The sequence below is a fragment of the Enterobacter sp. WCHEn090032 genome, assembly GCF_003986875.1.
Classification (GTDB): Bacteria; Pseudomonadota; Gammaproteobacteria; order Enterobacterales; family Enterobacteriaceae; genus Enterobacter; species Enterobacter sichuanensis.
This window is the reverse complement of sequence record NZ_RXRN01000002.1, coordinates 248,125-263,985: the sequence shown is the minus strand read 5'-3', so window position 1 is coordinate 263,985 and position 15,861 is coordinate 248,125. Positions and strand designations below refer to the sequence as shown.

Genomic DNA, 15,861 nt, shown 5'->3' with positions numbered 1-15,861 from the left:
TAAGGAGAATTCAATCATGGCATACAGCGAAAAAGTCATCGATCATTACGAAAACCCGCGCAACGTTGGCTCTTTTGACAACAGCGATGAATCTGTCGGCAGCGGCATGGTCGGTGCACCCGCGTGTGGCGACGTGATGAAGTTGCAGATTAAAGTCAACAATGAAGGTATCATTGAAGACGCGCGCTTCAAGACCTACGGCTGCGGTTCTGCTATTGCGTCCAGCTCCCTGGTGACCGAATGGGTGAAGGGCAAGTCTCTGGACGAAGCACAGGCAATCAAGAACACGGACATTGCTGAAGAGCTCGAACTGCCGCCGGTGAAAATTCACTGTTCCATTCTGGCAGAAGACGCGATCAAAGCCGCCATTGCGGATTACAAAAGCAAACGTGAAGCAAAATAATTGAGGTTTGAGTATGTCGATTACCCTTAGCGACAGCGCTGCCGCGCGAGTAAGCTCTTTTCTGGCGAACCGTGGTAAAGGCTTTGGCCTGCGACTGGGCGTACGTACCTCCGGCTGTTCTGGTATGGCTTACGTACTGGAGTTTGTTGACGAGCCGGCGTCTGATGACACCGTGTTTGAAGACAAGGGCGTGAAGGTGGTGGTCGATGGCAAAAGCCTGCAATTCCTCAACGGCACTCAGCTGGACTTTGTAAAAGAAGGCCTGAACGAAGGGTTCAAATTCACGAACCCGAACGTCAAAGACGAGTGTGGTTGCGGCGAAAGCTTCCACGTTTAATCGCGCGTTATCCGAAACCCCACCGTGGCGTTACCCGCCACGCGTGGGGTTTGTTCTAACAGGCTACCCCTGAGATTGTTATGGATTACTTCACTCTCTTCGGACTACCCGCTCAATACCCGATTGATCTCCAGGCGCTGACTACCCGTTTTCAGGACCTGCAGCGTCAGTACCATCCGGATAAATTCGCCAGTGGTACGCAAGCGGAGCAGCTGGCTGCGGTATCGCAATCTGCGACCATCAACCAGGCCTGGCAGACGCTGCGCCATCCGCTGGCGCGTGCAGAATATCTGCTTTCGCTCCACGGGTTTGATCTCGCGAGCGAGCAGCACACCGTGCGCGACACGGCGTTTCTGATGGAGCAGCTGGAGCTTCGCGAAGAGCTTGATGAGATTGAACAGGCCAAAGACGAAGCGCGTCTGGAACGCTTTATCACGCGCGTAAAGGGTATGTTCGATACCCGCCATCAGCAGATGGTGGAGCAACTGAACAACGAGACCTGGGACGTGGCGGCAGATACTGTGCGCAAACTCCGTTTTCTCGATAAACTGCGAAGCAGTGCTGAACAACTCGAAGAAAAGCTGCTCGATTTTTAATTTCGGAAGCAATTATGGCCTTATTACAAATTAGTGAGCCTGGCTTAAGTGCCGCACCGCACCAGCGTCGTCTGGCGGTCGGTATTGACCTGGGCACCACCAATTCACTTGTGGCGACCGTGCGTAGCGGCCAGGCGGAAACGCTGGCTGACGAGCAGGGCCGCCATCTGCTGCCTTCCGTGGTCCACTACCAGCAGCAGGGTCACGCGGTCGGCTATGACGCTCGCGCCAACGCGGCGCGCGATCCGGCCAACACCATCAGCTCAGTAAAGCGCATGATGGGCCGCTCGCTGGCCGATATTCAGACCCGTTACCCGCATCTGCCGTATCAGCTGCAGGCAAGTGAAAACGGCCTGCCGATGATTGCCACCGCGGCCGGTCTGCTGAACCCGATCCGTGTTTCTGCAGATATCCTCAAAGCGCTGGCGGCGCGCGCGACGGCGACCCTTGGCGGCGATCTGGACGGCGTGGTCATTACCGTTCCGGCCTACTTTGACGACGCACAGCGTCAGGGCACCAAAGACGCCGCGCGTCTGGCGGGCCTGCACGTGCTGCGCCTGCTGAACGAACCGACGGCGGCGGCGATTGCCTACGGCCTTGACTCCGGTCAGGAAGGGGTGATTGCGGTCTACGATCTCGGCGGCGGCACCTTTGACATCTCGATCCTGCGCTTAAGCCGCGGGGTGTTTGAAGTGCTGGCCACCGGCGGGGATTCCGCGCTGGGCGGCGATGACTTCGACCATCTGCTGGCGGATTACATCCGCGAGCAGGCGGGTATTGCCGATCGCAGCGATGCCCGCGTACAGCGTGAACTGCTGGATGCGGCCATTGACGCCAAAATCGCCCTCAGCGATGCGCAGTCAGCCAGCGTGAACGTGGCGGGCTGGCAGGGTGAAATCACCCGCGACCAGTTCAACGATCTGATCGCTCCGCTGGTTAAGCGTACCCTGCTGGCCTGTCGTCGCGCGCTGAAAGATGCCGGCGTTGAGGCTGACGAGGTGCTGGAAGTGGTCATGGTGGGCGGCTCCACCCGCGTGCCGCTGGTGCGTGAACGTGTAGGTGAGTTCTTTGGCCGCACGCCGCTGACCGCCATCGATCCGGACAAAGTGGTCGCTGTGGGCGCCGCGATTCAGGCCGATATACTGGTCGGCAACAAGCCGGACAGCGAAATGCTGCTGCTGGACGTCATCCCGCTGTCGCTGGGGCTAGAAACCATGGGCGGCCTGGTGGAGAAAGTCATTCCGCGTAACACCACCATTCCGGTGGCGCGCGCGCAGGAGTTCACCACCTTTAAGGACGGCCAGACCGCGATGTCCATCCACGTGATGCAGGGCGAGCGTGAGCTGGTACAGGACTGCCGCTCTCTGGCGCGCTTTGCGCTGCGGGGCATTCCGGCGCTGCCGGCGGGCGGGGCGCATATTCGCGTCACCTTCCAGGTGGATGCGGACGGCCTGCTGAGCGTCACGGCGATGGAGAAATCCACCGGCGTGGAATCGTCCATCCAGGTGAAGCCGTCCTACGGCCTGACCGATGGCGAAATCGCCTCCATGATTCAGGACTCAATGAGTTACGCCGAGCAGGATGTGAAGGCGCGTATGCTGGCGGAACAGAAAGTGGAAGCCGCACGCGTGCTGGAAAGCCTGAACGGCGCGCTCGCTGCCGATGCCGCGCTGTTAAGCGCCGCTGAGCGTCAGGTGATTGACGAGGCTGCCGCGCACTTAAGCGTGGTCGCCCAGGGCAATGACGCTGACGCAATAGAAGAAGCCATTAAAAACGTTGATAAACAAACCCAGGACTTTGCTGCTCGCCGCATGGACAAATCTGTCCGCGTCGCGCTGAAAGGCCAGTCCGTGGACGAGGTTTAATATGCCAAAGATTGTTATTTTGCCTCATGCGGACCTCTGTCCGGATGGCGCTGTTCTGGAAGCGAAGACCGGTGAAACCATTCTCGATGTTGCCCTGCGTGCAGGTATCGAAGTGGAACACGCCTGCGAGAAATCCTGTGCCTGCACGACGTGCCACTGCATCGTGCGTGAAGGTTTTGACTCTCTCGCCGAGAGCACCGAAGACGAAGACGATATGCTGGATAAAGCATGGGGTCTGGAGCCCGACAGCCGCTTAAGCTGCCAGGCCGCGGTGACCGATGAAGATCTGGTCGTGGAATTCCCACGCTATACCATCAACCACGCACGCGAGCACTAATATGGGACTGAAGTGGACTGACAGCCGTGAAATCGGCGAAGCGCTCTACGACGCGAACCCGGATCTCGATCCAAAGACCGTACGATTCACCGACATGCATCAGTGGATCTGCGATTTAGAGGATTTCGACGACGATCCCAACGCATCCAATGAAAAAATTCTGGAGGCGATTCTGTTAGTCTGGTTAGATGAAGCAGAATAAATAACATAACGGGCTGCCTTCAGGCGGCCCGTTTGCTAGTTGCTAATAAGGAAAAATAAAATGACCGAAGCGATGAAGATTACGCTCTCGAATCAGCCTGCCGACGCGCGCTGGGGCGAGAAAGCCACGTACAGCATCAACAACGACGGTATTACCCTGCACCTGACGGGCAACGATGATTTGGGCCTGATCCAGCGCGCCGCGCGTAAAATTGACGGCCTGGGCATTAAGCATGTCTCTCTGGCAGGCGAGGGCTGGGACACCGACCGCAGCTGGGCGTTCTGGGCTGGCTATAAAGGACCGAAAGGCACCCGCAAAATTGAGTGGGCCAACCTTGACGAAGCCGGTCAAAAAGAGCTGGAAAGCCGCCTGAACATCATCGACTGGGTGCGCGACACCATTAACGCACCGGCGGAAGAGCTGGGACCGGAACAGCTGGCGCAGCGCGCCGTTGACCTGCTGTGCGGCGTGGCCGGCGATAAAATGTCTTACCGCATCACCAAAGGTGAGGATCTGCGCGAGCAGAACTATATGGGGATCCACACCGTGGGCCGTGGTTCTGAGCGTCCTCCGGTGCTGCTGGCGCTGGACTACAACCCAACCGGCGATAAAGATGCGCCGGTCTTTGCCTGCCTGGTCGGGAAAGGTATCACCTTCGATACCGGCGGCTACAGTCTGAAGCAGAGCGCGTTCATGGACTCCATGAAGTCCGACATGGGCGGCGCGGCGACCATTACCGGCGCGCTGGCGTTTGCGATTACCCGTGGCCTGAAAAAACGCGTGAAGCTGTACCTGTGCTGCGCCGACAACATGGTGAGCGGTAACGCCTTTAAACTGGGCGATATCATTCGCTATCGCAACGGCAAAAACGTTGAGGTGATGAATACCGATGCGGAAGGCCGTCTGGTGCTGGCCGATGGCCTGATCGATGCCTCAGCCCAGAAGCCAGAGCTGATTATCGACATGGCGACCCTGACCGGTGCGGCGAAAACCGCCCTGGGTAACGACTACCATGCGCTGTTCAGCTTCGACGACAAGCTGGCTGCCCGCCTGCTGGCAAGTGCGGCGGCAGAGAACGAGCCGTTCTGGCGCCTGCCGCTGGCCGAGTTCCACCGCAGCCAGCTGCCGTCTAACTTTGCCGAACTGAACAACACCGCAAGCGCGGCGTACCCGGCAGGGGCAAGCACCGCAGCCGGTTTCCTGTCCCACTTCGTTGAGAACTACCGCGAAGGCTGGCTGCACATCGACTGCTCCGCGACGTACCGTAAAGCGGCGGTTGAGCAGTGGTCCGCAGGCGCGACCGGTCTCGGCGTGCGTACCGTGGCGAACCTGCTGACGGCTGAGTAATTGTTGCCCCTCACCCCAGCCCTCTCCCCAAGGGGAGAGGGTGTTCAAATTCCCTCTCCCCAAGGGGAGAGGGTTAGGGTGAGGGGGAAATTCGACATCTGGAATTGTTATGTCCGAAACCAAAAACGAATTAGAAACCCTGCTGGAGCAGGCGGCGACCGAACCCGCTCACCGTCCGGCATTCTTCCGCACGCTGCTGGAGTCCACCGTCTGGGTGCCGGGCACGGCCGCGGAAGGGGAGCAGGTTGTGGAAGACAGCGCGCTGGATCTCCTGCACTGGGAGAAAGACGACGGCTCTTCGGTGATCCCGTTCTTTACCTCGCTGGAAGCGCTGCAGAAAGCGGTAGAAGACGAACAGGCATTCGTGGTGATGCCGGTGCGCACCTTGTTTGAAATGACCCTGGGCCAGACGCTGTTCCTCAACGCGAAGCTGCCGACCGGAAAAGAGTTCACCCCGCGTGAAATTAGTCACCTGATCGGTGAAGAGGGTAACCCGCTCAGCACCCAGGAAGTGCTGGAAGGGGGCGAAACGCTGCTGCTGTCTGAAGTGGCCGAGCCGCCTGCGCAGATGATCGATTCCCTGACCACGCTGTTCAAAACCCTGAAGCCGGTACGACGCGCATTCCTTTGCTCGATCAAAGAGCGTGCAGACGAAAAGCCGGTGCTGCTGATCGGTATTGAAGCAGATGGTGATTTCGACGAGATCGTTCAGGCGGCGGGAAGCGTGGCCACCGACACGCTGCCGGGGGATGAACCGATTGATATCTGCCAGGTGAAGAACGGTGAGAAGGGCATTAGCCACTTTATTACCGAGCACATCACGCCGTTCTACGAACGTCGCTGGGGCGGCTTCCTGCGCGATCTCAAAACCAACCGCATTATCTGATGACAGCGGGGTGAACCATCACCCCGTTGCTTCCAGCAGCAGTAAATCCATCAGCAGTACCAGATTCGACTCAAACGACGTCACGCCTGCTGCTTCGGCGGCGAAATGTACCGCCTCGTCATAGAGGGCAAAGTGCACATCCGCCATCCCCGCCAGCGTATTGGCCGAGGCGCGGGTAAACGCGACGATCGTCATACCGACGTTTTTGGCGATCCGCGCTTTATCCAGCACCTGTTCCGTTTCGCCGCTGCGCGAGACGGCAATAAACACCTCATAGCGGGCGGCATTGCTGAGAAAGATGTTCCGGCTGTCGCCCGGGCCGGAGATAAACGCCGTTTTGCCCAGCACCTGCAATTTCTTGGTCAGGTACTCCGCAAACAGATAGGAAAACCCGGCGCCATAGAGAAAGAAGCTCTCTTTCTGGCGCAGCAGGTCGGCAAACTGCTGGCGCTTATCGTGCGTCACCCACTGAAAGGTGTGCTGATAGTTGGCGATAAACTGATTAAAAAGCGCTGGCAGTTCAGGGCGCGATTGCCCCTGAGCGGCAATATGCGGGGTGTCGGAGAGTAGCTGTTTGCAATGCCAGATAAACTCGCTAAATCCGCTGAACCCCAGCTTCTGACACAGCCGCATAATGGTGGCGGTAGAGACGAACGTCGCCTGCGCCAGCTCGCGAACCGTAATCTTGCCCACCAGCAGCGGGTGCTCTGTCAGGTGGGCGAGGACCCGATACTCCGCGCGGGTAAGCGATTCCCCGCGTGTTAACAGCGTGGCCAGGCGGTTATCCATTATTTCGCCGGTTCAACCGGCAGGTCGTCACGCGCACCCCATTCGCTCCAGGCACCGTCGTAGAGCGTGACGTCGTTAACGCCGAGCGTGGCGAGCGCCAGAATGACCACGCAGGCCGTGACGCCGGAGCCACAGCTGGCGATAATCGGACGGTGTAAATCCACGCCCTGACGCGCAAAGATGGCACGCAGCTCGTCGGTGGTTTTCAGCTCGCCCTCAAACACCAGATCGCCCCATGGCACGTTCAGCGCACCGGGAATATGTCCGCGCCTAAGCCCCGGACGCGGTTCATCCGCCTCGGCATTGAAACGTGGCGCAGGGCGGGCATCAACGATTTGGGCCGTTTTTTCGTGGCTTACAACCAGCACATCGGTCAGGCGTTTCACTACGTGTGCGTCGAACGTGGCATCGAACTCGCCTTCCGGCAGCGTCACGTCGCCCTGCTGAAGCGGCAGTTCGTCACGCTTCCAGCCCGCGAGGCCGCCTGCCAGAATCGAGACTTTTTCCACGCCGAAGTTTTTCAACATCCACCACGCGCGCGGGGCTGAGAAGAGGTTACCTTCATCATAAACAACGAGGTGTTTGTCTTTGCTGACGCCCAGCTCGCGCATCGCCACGGAAAACGCTTCCGGACGCGGCAGCATGTGCGGCAGGGGAGAGGTGTGATCGGAGAGGGCTTCAATATCAAAAAACACCGCGCCTGGCAGATGTCCGGCGCGGTATTCACCGGGAACGTCACGATGCTCTTGTCCCGGAGGGGCCATACGCGCGTCAATAATCTGCACTTCCGGATCGTCGCCGTGCTCAATCAGCCAGTCGGCAGCGACAAAATATGAGGTGGACATGGGTTGCCTCCATTCTTTTCCGTAAAAAAGGATTGTCGGTGTTTTTTCTGACACCGACAAGCAAACCACGTTCAACTCGCGAGCAAGCCCCTATTTTTTCACCGGTTCGCCGTCCTGCCAGGCTTTTTGCAGCGCTGGCCAGTAGTCGCGGTTAGCCTCGATCATCTCATCCAGTATCGCCTTCGCGTGTTCCATGGTCGGCACGGTGCGGTTGAGAGTGAAGGCCTGAAGGGCTTTCTCATAACTCCCTTCAATCGTCGCTTCCACCAGCAGCTGTTCAGAGGCGAGCTGCTGCTGCAAAAGGGTCTGATGGAACAGCGGCACCTGACCGATGCGGACAGGCTCTGGCCCTTCGGAGGTGATATAAGCAGGCACTTCCACCACGGCATCGTAAGGCAGGTTGGTAATCGCGCCGCGGTTTTCCACCATCACCAGATGGCGGCTGTGCAGGTTAAAGGCCAGCGAGCAGGCGACGTCGACGATAAATTCACCGTGCACGCCCACGTGGAAGGCATCCGGCAGGATCCCGGTGCGCTTGTACTCTTCGGCGGCAGCGAACAGCTTTTTCTCGCGCCCGTCCATCACTTCATTGGCGCGGGTATAGTCCGGGTTCTGATGCGCCACAATCTGGTTCGGCATCAGGTAATACTGCAGATACGGGTTCGGCAGGTACTCCGGGAAGTTATCCATGATCGGCTTAATGTTGCGCCAGGTTTTCACCCATGACGGATCCGAATGCTGCGGATCGGTTTTGGCCGCATCTTCCGTCAACAGGCCAAACTTCGCGATATGCTTACGCAGCTCCGGCAGCTTGTCCTCGCCATCCACCCGCACGCGGGTAAACCAGCCGAAGTGGTTCAGACCAAAGTAGTCGACCTCCAGCTTGCGGCGATCGACACCCAGAATCGCCCCCATGTTACGCATCGCCGCCACCGGCATATCGCAAATGTTCAGCACGCGTGCGTTTGGGCGCAGGCGTCTCACCCCTTCAGCGACGATCGCCGCCGGGTTGGAGTAGTTCACGATCCACGCCTTCTCGTGCGCGTAGCGTTCTACCCGATCGATAAGCTCTACCATCGGCAGAATGGTGCGCAGACCATACGCCAGCCCGCCGGGTCCGCAGGTTTCCTGGCCAACCACGCCGTGGCGCAGCGGGATCTTCTCGTCCTGCTCGCGCATCTTGTACTGGCCGACACGCATCTGGGCGAAGATAAAATGCGCGCCGCTGAAGGCCACTTCCGGGTCACCGGTGACGGTGAATTTAATGCTCTGGCTGTGGTCACGAATGACCTTCTCGACGACCGGCGCAATGGTGTTCTGACGTGTCTCGTCGATGTCGTAGAGGCGGATTTCAGCCAGCGGGAAATCCTGCAGGCGCACCATCAGGCTTTTCACAATACCCGGCGTGTAGGTGCTGCCGCCGCCGGCAATCGACAGAATGAATGGGGGTGTAAACATCTTTAGCTCCTTTCAGAGAAACGTCTCAACGGCTTCTCGCATTTTTTTGACATGCAGCCCGTAGACCACCTGAACGTTGTTACCTTGTTTGATAATCCCTTTCGCGCCGGTCGCCTTCAGGCGCGGTTCGTCGATGAGGGTGACGTCCTTCACCGTGACGCGTAAGCGGGTATAGCAGTTATCCACCACGTCAATATTTTCCCGACCGCCGAGACCCACCACGATGGATTCGCCCAGCCCGTCGTTGTTACCCTTCGCCTGATACTCCTGCTTGCTGTAGAGGCGCGTCTCCTTATCGTCATCCTCACGGCCCGGCGTCTTCATGTTGAAGCGCAGGATCAGGAAGCGGAACACCGCGAAGTAGAGGATGAACATGATCAGCCCGACCAGGAGGTACACCGGCCAGTTGGATTTCTCCGTGCCCAGCGGCAGGTTGTAGAGGATGAAATCAATGATCCCGTTAGCGCCGATGGCGTGAACGCCCAGCAGCGAGAACAGCATCATGCCGATGCCGGTCAGGACCGCGTGCACCACGAACAGCAGCGGGGCGACAAACAGGAAGGAGAACTCAATGGGTTCGGTCACGCCGACCAGCAGAGAGGTGAGCGCTGCCGGGATCAGAATGGCTTTCGCAATGGCTTTACGCTCCGGCTTTGCGGTCATGTACATCGCCAGCGCGGCGGCAGGCAGGCCGAACATCTTGCTGATGCCGCGGGCGTCCCACACCACCGTGCTGCTGAGCTGTTTCACCTCCGGGCAGGCCATCTCGGCAAAATAGATATTGCGCGCGCCCTGGTAAACCGTGCCGCACACCTCCTGCGTGCCGCCTAGCTCGGTATACAGGAACGGGGTATAGACCAGATGATGCAGGCCGGTAGGCACCAGAATACGTTCCAGGAACCCGTAGATGGCCACGCCCAAAGGCCCGGAGCCCTTGATGGCCAGCGCCATCGCGCTAATCCCGTGCTGGGCAAACGGCCACACTTCACTCATTACCACGCCGAGCAGCATGGCGACCGGGAGCATCACAATGGCAACAAAGCAGTGGCCGGAGTAGATTGCCATCGCGCCGTTAAACTGTACGCCGGAGTATTTGTTGTACAGATAGCCGGAAAGCGCACCGGTCAGGATCCCGGCAAAAACCCCCATCTCCAGCACCTGCACGCCCAGCACCATCGTCTGCCCGGCGGCTTTCATCTGATCCGCCGCGGCCAGCGCACCCTGGAGTTGCAGCGTGACGTTCATGGCGTTGATAAACACCACAAAGGTCACCAGGCCAATCAGCGCGGCATAGCCTTTATCGCGCGTCGCGAGGCCAATCGGGATACCGACGGCAAACACCAGCGCCAGGTTGACCAGCACCGACACGGCCGATTTCGAGATAAGCTGACCAAGATGCTGAATATAAGGATGACCAAGAAACGGCAGATACTCCGCGAGATTACCGTTACCCAGCACGTTACCAAAGGCGATAAACAGACCGACGATCGGTAAGATCAGTACCGGTCCGTACAATGATTTTCCAAAATTTTGTAGGGCGTTCACGGCTCGTTTCATGGCTTTCTCTCTTATTGAACCGCGCACTCGGGGTGCGTCTTGAGCTTAAAACTAGCAGGCTCCCGGCGAGCTTATCCAGCTATCTTGTTGTTTTAAAAACAAATGACGTGAAACGTTACATGTAACGTTTCACCCTGTGATCGGCGTAGCACCAGCGGGTTGCCGGTTTGACTCACTCTGCGAGGCGCTTTCCAGATTCTAAAATTGGACTTTTTGAATTAATGAAACTTGCGGATAATACTTATCCGGACGACGACCAACGGGCCCCGTGGGCCAGGGACAAAGGATGAAACCGTTTCGCTTAGCCGCGATCTCTCTCGCGCTGCTTACCACATTTACGCTTGTCGGCTGTGATAACAGCGACGATAACACTCAATCTGCGGCTCCCGCCGCTTCCACCCCATCAACACCGAAAGCTGCGGAAAAGCCCGACGCTGACAAGCTGGCAAAACTGGCGGCGCAGAGTCAGGGCAAAGCGTTAACCCTGCTGGATGCCTCAGAAGTGCAGCTGGACGGCGCGGCCACGCTGGTGCTGACATTCTCGGTTCCGCTGAATCCCGATCAGGATTTCGCGAAAACGGTGCATGTCGTGGACAAGAAAAGCGGCAAAGTTGACGGGGCGTGGGAACTTGCGCCTAACCTGAAAGAGCTTCGTCTGCGCCATCTGGAGCCCAACCGCAACCTGGTCGTCACCGTTGAACGTGGCCTGCAGGGGCTGAATAAGGCGACGTTCGGCACTGATTATGAAAAAGCCCTGACCACCCGGGACGTCGAGCCTACCGTCGGCTTTGCCAGCCGCGGCTCGCTGCTGCCGGGCAAAGTGGTCGAAGGTCTGCCGGTGATGGCGCTCAACGTTAACAACGTGGACGTCAATTTCTATCGCGTGAAGCCTGAATCGCTGGCCTCCTTTGTCAGCCAGTGGGAATACCGCAACGCGCTGACCAACTGGGAATCCGACAACCTGCTGAAGATGGCGGAGCTGGTGTACACCGGTCGCTTCGATCTTAATCCGGCGCGCAATACGCGTGAAAAATTGCTGCTGCCGCTAAAGGATATTAAACCGCTCCAGCAGTCTGGCGTGTATATCGCGGTCATGAACCAGGCCGGGCATTACAACTACAGCAACGCCGCAACGCTCTTTACCTTAAGTGATATTGGGCTGTCCGCTCACCGTTATCATAACCGCCTGGATATCTTTACCCAGAGCCTGGAGAACGGCGCGGCGCAATCCGGCGTGACCGTGACCCTGCTGAACGACAAAGGGCAGACCCTTGCCGAAGCGAACAGCGACGGCGATGGTCACGCTAAACTTGAAACCGACAAAGAAGCCGCGCTGATCCTGGCCAGCAAAGACGGTCAGACCACGCTGCTTGACCTCAAGCTACCGGCCCTTGACCTGGCGGAGTTCGACATTGCAGGGAGCCCTGGCTACAGCAAGCAATTCTTTATGTTTGGCCCGCGCGATCTCTACCGTCCGGGCGAAACAGTGATCCTGAACGGTCTGCTGCGCGACAGCGACGGTAAGCCACTGCCCGATCAGCCGGTGAAGCTTGACGTGCTGCGTCCGGACGGACAGGTGGCGCGTAGCGTCGTCGTGCAGCCTGAAAACGGTCTCTATCGCTTTAACTACCCGCTGGACAGCGGGGCGCAGACCGGCATGTGGCATATCCGCGCCAATACGGGCGATAACCTGCAGCGTCTGTGGGACTTCCACGTCGAAGATTTTATGCCTGAGCGGATGGCACTTAACCTGACGGGGCAAAAAGCGCCGGTTTCACCGCAGGATAACGTCGACTTTTCTGTGGTGGGCTATTACCTCTATGGTGCCCCGGCCAACGGTAACGCTCTGCAGGGACAACTTTTCCTGCGTCCACTGCGCGACGCGGTTCCGGCACTGCCGGGCTTCCAGTTTGGTGATATCGCCGAGGAAAACCTGAGCCGCAGTCTGGATGAAGTTCAGCTTACGCTGGATGAACAGGGGCGTGGCGAGGTCTCTACGGAGAGCCAGTGGAAAGAGGTGCACTCTCCTTTACAGCTGATCCTGCAGGCCAGCCTGCTGGAGTCAGGTGGTCGTCCGGTGACGCGTCGTGCTGAGCAGGCTATCTGGCCTGCTGCGGAATTGCCGGGCATCCGTCCTCAGTTCGCCAGCAAGGCGGTTTATGACTACCGCACCGATACCACCGTCAACCAGCCGATTGTCGACGAGAACGGCAACGCCAGTTTCGATATTGTCTATGCCGATGCCAGTGGGGCAAAAAAGGCGGTTTCCGGGTTACAGGTGCGTCTGATCCGCGAACGTCGGGATTATTACTGGAACTGGTCCGAAAGCGAGGGCTGGCAGTCGCAGTTTGATCAAAAAGATCTGATCGAAGGCGAGCAGGAGTTGACCCTCAAGGCTGATGAAACCGGCAAAGTCACTTTCCCGGTTGAGTGGGGTTCCTATCGTCTGGAGGTTAAAGCACCGGACGACATGGTCAGCAGCGTGCGCTTCTGGGCGGGCTACAGCTGGCAGGATAATAGCGACGGCACCGGGGCTGCGCGCCCTGACCGCGTCACCCTGAAGCTGGATAAACCGGGTTATCAGCCTGGCGATACTATCAACCTGCACATTGCTGCACCGGCCGCCGGCAAGGGCTATGCCATGATCGAATCCAGCGAAGGGCCGCTGTGGTGGAAAGAGATCGACGTTCCGGCAAACGGGCTGGATCTCGCTATCCCGGTCGATAAAGCCTGGAAACGTCACGATCTTTATCTCAGCACGCTGGTGGTACGCCCTGGTGATAAATCCAAATCCGCCACGCCGAAACGTGCGGTCGGCCTGCTGCATCTGCCGATGGGCGACGAAAATCGCCGCCTGAATATTGCGCTGGATAACCCGCAGAAAATGCGTCCAAACCAGACGCTCTCTGTGAAGGTGAAAGCCAGCGTGAAAGAGGGCGCGGTGCCGCAGAAAGTGAACGTGCTGGTCTCGGCGGTGGACAGCGGCGTGCTAAACATTACCGACTACGTCACGCCAGATCCGTGGCAGGCTTTCTTTGGTCAGAAGCGCTACGGCGCGGATATCTACGATATCTATGGTCAGGTCATTGAAGGCCAGGGCCGCCTCGCCGCGCTGCGTTTTGGTGGCGACGGGGATGAGCTGAAGCGCGGCGGCAAACCGCCGGTGAACCACGTCACCATTATAGCCCAGCAGGCGCAGCCGGTAACGCTGGATGCCAACGGGGAAGGCACCGTTACGCTGCCGATTGGCGACTTCAACGGCGAGCTGCGTCTGATGGCGCAGGCCTGGACAGAAGACGATTTCGGCAGCAGCGAAAGCAAAGTGATTGTTGCCGCGCCAGTGATTACTGAACTGAATACGCCGCGCTTCCTGGCAAGCGGCGATACTTCACGCTTAACACTGGACCTCACCAACCTGACCGATCAGCCGCAAACGCTGAACGTGGCGTTAACCGCGACCGGCAAACTGACGCTGGAAGGGGCGCAGCCGCAGCCGGTGCGACTGCCACCAGGTGCGCGGACAACTCTGTTTATTCCGGTGCGCGCGCTGGACGGCTACGGAGACGGTGAAGTGACTGCGCAGATGACCGGCCTGCAGCTTCCGGGCGAGACCTTTGCCCCGCAGCAGAAGAGCTGGAAAATCGGTGTCCGTCCGGCGTTCCCGGCGCAGACGGTGAATACCGGGGCCATGCTGAATCCGGGTGAGTCCTGGACAGCACCGGGGCAGCATATCAACGGCTTCTCTCCTGCAACGCTGCAGGGGCAACTGCTGCTGAGCGGTAAACCACCGCTCAATCTGGCGCGCTATATCCGCGAGTTGCAGGCTTATCCTTATGGTTGCCTTGAGCAAACCACCAGCGGCCTGTTCCCGTCGCTCTATACCAACGCGGCACAGCTGAAGGCGCTTGGCATCAAAGGTGATACGGACGACAAACGCCGTACCGCCATTGATATCGGCATCTCCCGTCTGCTGCAGATGCAGCGTGATGACGGTGGTTTCGCGCTGTGGGATAAAAACGGTCCGGAAGAGTACTGGCTGACCGCCTATGTCACTGACTTCCTGGTGCGCGCAGGCGAGCAGGGTTACAGCGTGCCGGCCGACGCGGTCAATAACGCGAATAGCCGTTTGCTGCGCTATCTGCAGGACCCGGGCATGATGTCCATTCGCTACAGTGACGATACGCAGGCCAGCAAGTTCGCTGTGCAGGCCTATGCCTCGTTGGTGCTGGCGCGTCAGCAAAAAGCACCGCTGGGTGCGCTGCGTGAAATCTGGGATCGTCACGATCAGGCGGCTTCCGGTCTGCCGCTGATGCAGCTCGGTATGGCGCTTAAGCTGATGGGCGATGCCCCACGCAGCCAGCAGGCGCTGGATCTGGCGCTCAAAACGCCGCGTAACGACAGTAAAACCTGGATGGCCGATTACGGCAGCACGCTTCGCGATAACGCGCTGATGCTCTCCCTTCTCGAGGAGTACAAGCTGTTGCCGGATGCGCAAAATACGCTGTTGAATGCGTTGTCTGAAGAGGCCTTCAGCCAGCGCTGGTTGTCAACGCAGGAGAGCAACGCGCTGTTCCTGGCCGGACGTTCGCTGCAAACCTTGTCCGGTGCGTGGCAGGCTCAAACCTCGCTGTCTGATACCGCATCAGGTGGGGATCAGGCGCAGGTGCAAAACCTCACCGGTGACCAGCTTGGTGCATTGCAGGTCACTAATACCGGCACAACCCCGCTGTGGGTTCGCCTGGACAGCACAGGTTATCCTGAAGATGCGCCGCAGCCGAGCTCGAACGTGCTGCAGGTTGAACGTCATATTCTGGCAACCGACGGCAGCACGAAATCGCTCTCCTCACTGAAGAGTGGTGAGCTGGTGCTGGTCTGGCTGGAGGTGAAAGCCAGCCAGAACGTGCCGGACGCGCTGGTGGTGGATCTTCTCCCTGCTGGTCTGGAGCTGGAAAACCAGAACCTGGCAAGCAGCAGTGCCAGCCTGCAGGACAGCGGCAGTGAAGTGCAGAACCTGCTGAGCCAGATGCAGCAGGCGGACATTCAGCATATGGAATTCCGCGACGACCGCTTTGTCGCAGCAGTGCCGGTGAACGAAGGTCAGCCGGTCACGCTGGTTTATCTGGCGCGCGCGGTGACGCCGGGCACCTATCAGGTGCCGGTTCCGATGGTGGAGTCTATGTACGTGCCGCAGTGGCGAGCCACGGGGGCGGCCAGTGGCCCGCTGATTGTTGTTCCGTAA

13 protein-coding genes are annotated in these 15,861 nt (G+C 58.7%); 9 read left to right on the top strand and 4 right to left on the bottom strand.

Annotation, left to right across the window (positions count from 1 at the left end; translation table 11 throughout):
• Positions 1-16 precede the first annotated feature (16 nt).
• The 8 genes from iscU to sseB all read left to right on the top strand — a co-directional run bounded on the left by iscU (position 17) and on the right by sseB (position 5,973).
• On the top strand, positions 17-403 hold the full coding sequence (gene iscU / locus EKN83_RS02735) for a Fe-S cluster assembly scaffold IscU (RefSeq protein ID WP_003860661.1): 387 nt from the start codon (positions 17-19) through the stop codon (positions 401-403).
• A gap of 13 nt (positions 404-416) precedes the next feature.
• Positions 417-740: an iron-sulfur cluster assembly protein IscA gene (iscA, locus tag EKN83_RS02730; protein WP_003860659.1), complete on the top strand. Its 324-nt coding sequence runs from the start codon at positions 417-419 to the stop codon at positions 738-740.
• 80 nt (positions 741-820) lie between these two features.
• Positions 821-1,336 (top strand): co-chaperone HscB, encoded by a 516-nt coding sequence (gene hscB, locus EKN83_RS02725; RefSeq protein ID WP_025757672.1) that lies wholly within the window; start codon positions 821-823, stop codon positions 1,334-1,336.
• 14 nt (positions 1,337-1,350) lie between these two features.
• Positions 1,351-3,201: a Fe-S protein assembly chaperone HscA gene (gene hscA / locus EKN83_RS02720; protein WP_025757674.1), complete on the top strand. Its 1,851-nt coding sequence runs from the start codon at positions 1,351-1,353 to the stop codon at positions 3,199-3,201.
• Between the two features lies 1 nt (position 3,202).
• Positions 3,203-3,538 carry an ISC system 2Fe-2S type ferredoxin gene (gene fdx / locus EKN83_RS02715; RefSeq protein ID WP_003860652.1) on the top strand — a complete coding sequence of 112 codons (336 nt, stop codon included), beginning with the start codon at positions 3,203-3,205 and terminating at the stop codon, positions 3,536-3,538.
• 1 nt (position 3,539) lies between these two features.
• On the top strand, positions 3,540-3,740 hold the full coding sequence (gene iscX / locus EKN83_RS02710; protein WP_003860650.1) for a Fe-S cluster assembly protein IscX: 201 nt from the start codon (positions 3,540-3,542) through the stop codon (positions 3,738-3,740).
• Between the two features lie 60 nt (positions 3,741-3,800).
• Positions 3,801-5,087: an aminopeptidase PepB gene (gene pepB, locus EKN83_RS02705; RefSeq protein ID WP_045284592.1), complete on the top strand. Its 1,287-nt coding sequence runs from the start codon at positions 3,801-3,803 to the stop codon at positions 5,085-5,087.
• Positions 5,088-5,196: 109 nt separating this feature from the next.
• On the top strand, positions 5,197-5,973 hold the full coding sequence (gene sseB, locus EKN83_RS02700) for an enhanced serine sensitivity protein SseB (protein ID WP_025757678.1): 777 nt from the start codon (positions 5,197-5,199) through the stop codon (positions 5,971-5,973).
• 18 nt (positions 5,974-5,991) lie between these two features.
• Here the strand turns inward: sseB and EKN83_RS02695 are convergent, their stop codons facing one another.
• The 4 genes from EKN83_RS02695 to EKN83_RS02680 form a co-directional block, all read right to left on the bottom strand.
• The gene (locus tag EKN83_RS02695; protein ID WP_025757680.1) at positions 5,992-6,762 is read right to left on the bottom strand and encodes a MurR/RpiR family transcriptional regulator; all 771 of its coding nucleotides are present in this window, start codon (positions 6,760-6,762) and stop codon (positions 5,992-5,994) included.
• Positions 6,762-7,607 carry a 3-mercaptopyruvate sulfurtransferase gene (gene sseA / locus EKN83_RS02690; protein WP_126800287.1) on the bottom strand — a complete coding sequence of 282 codons (846 nt, stop codon included), beginning with the start codon at positions 7,605-7,607 and terminating at the stop codon, positions 6,762-6,764. Before sseA ends, EKN83_RS02695 begins: the two co-directional genes overlap by 1 nt.
• 90 nt (positions 7,608-7,697) lie before the next feature.
• The gene (locus EKN83_RS02685; protein WP_126800286.1) at positions 7,698-9,065 is read right to left on the bottom strand and encodes a 6-phospho-alpha-glucosidase; all 1,368 of its coding nucleotides are present in this window, start codon (positions 9,063-9,065) and stop codon (positions 7,698-7,700) included.
• Positions 9,066-9,077: 12 nt separating this feature from the next.
• Positions 9,078-10,622 (bottom strand): PTS transporter subunit EIIC, encoded by a 1,545-nt coding sequence (locus EKN83_RS02680; protein WP_126800285.1) that lies wholly within the window; start codon positions 10,620-10,622, stop codon positions 9,078-9,080.
• Between the two features lie 286 nt (positions 10,623-10,908).
• On the opposite strand from EKN83_RS02680, the gene EKN83_RS02675 reads away from it, so the two are divergent.
• On the top strand, positions 10,909-15,861 hold the full coding sequence (locus tag EKN83_RS02675; protein WP_126800284.1) for an alpha-2-macroglobulin family protein: 4,953 nt from the start codon (positions 10,909-10,911) through the stop codon (positions 15,859-15,861).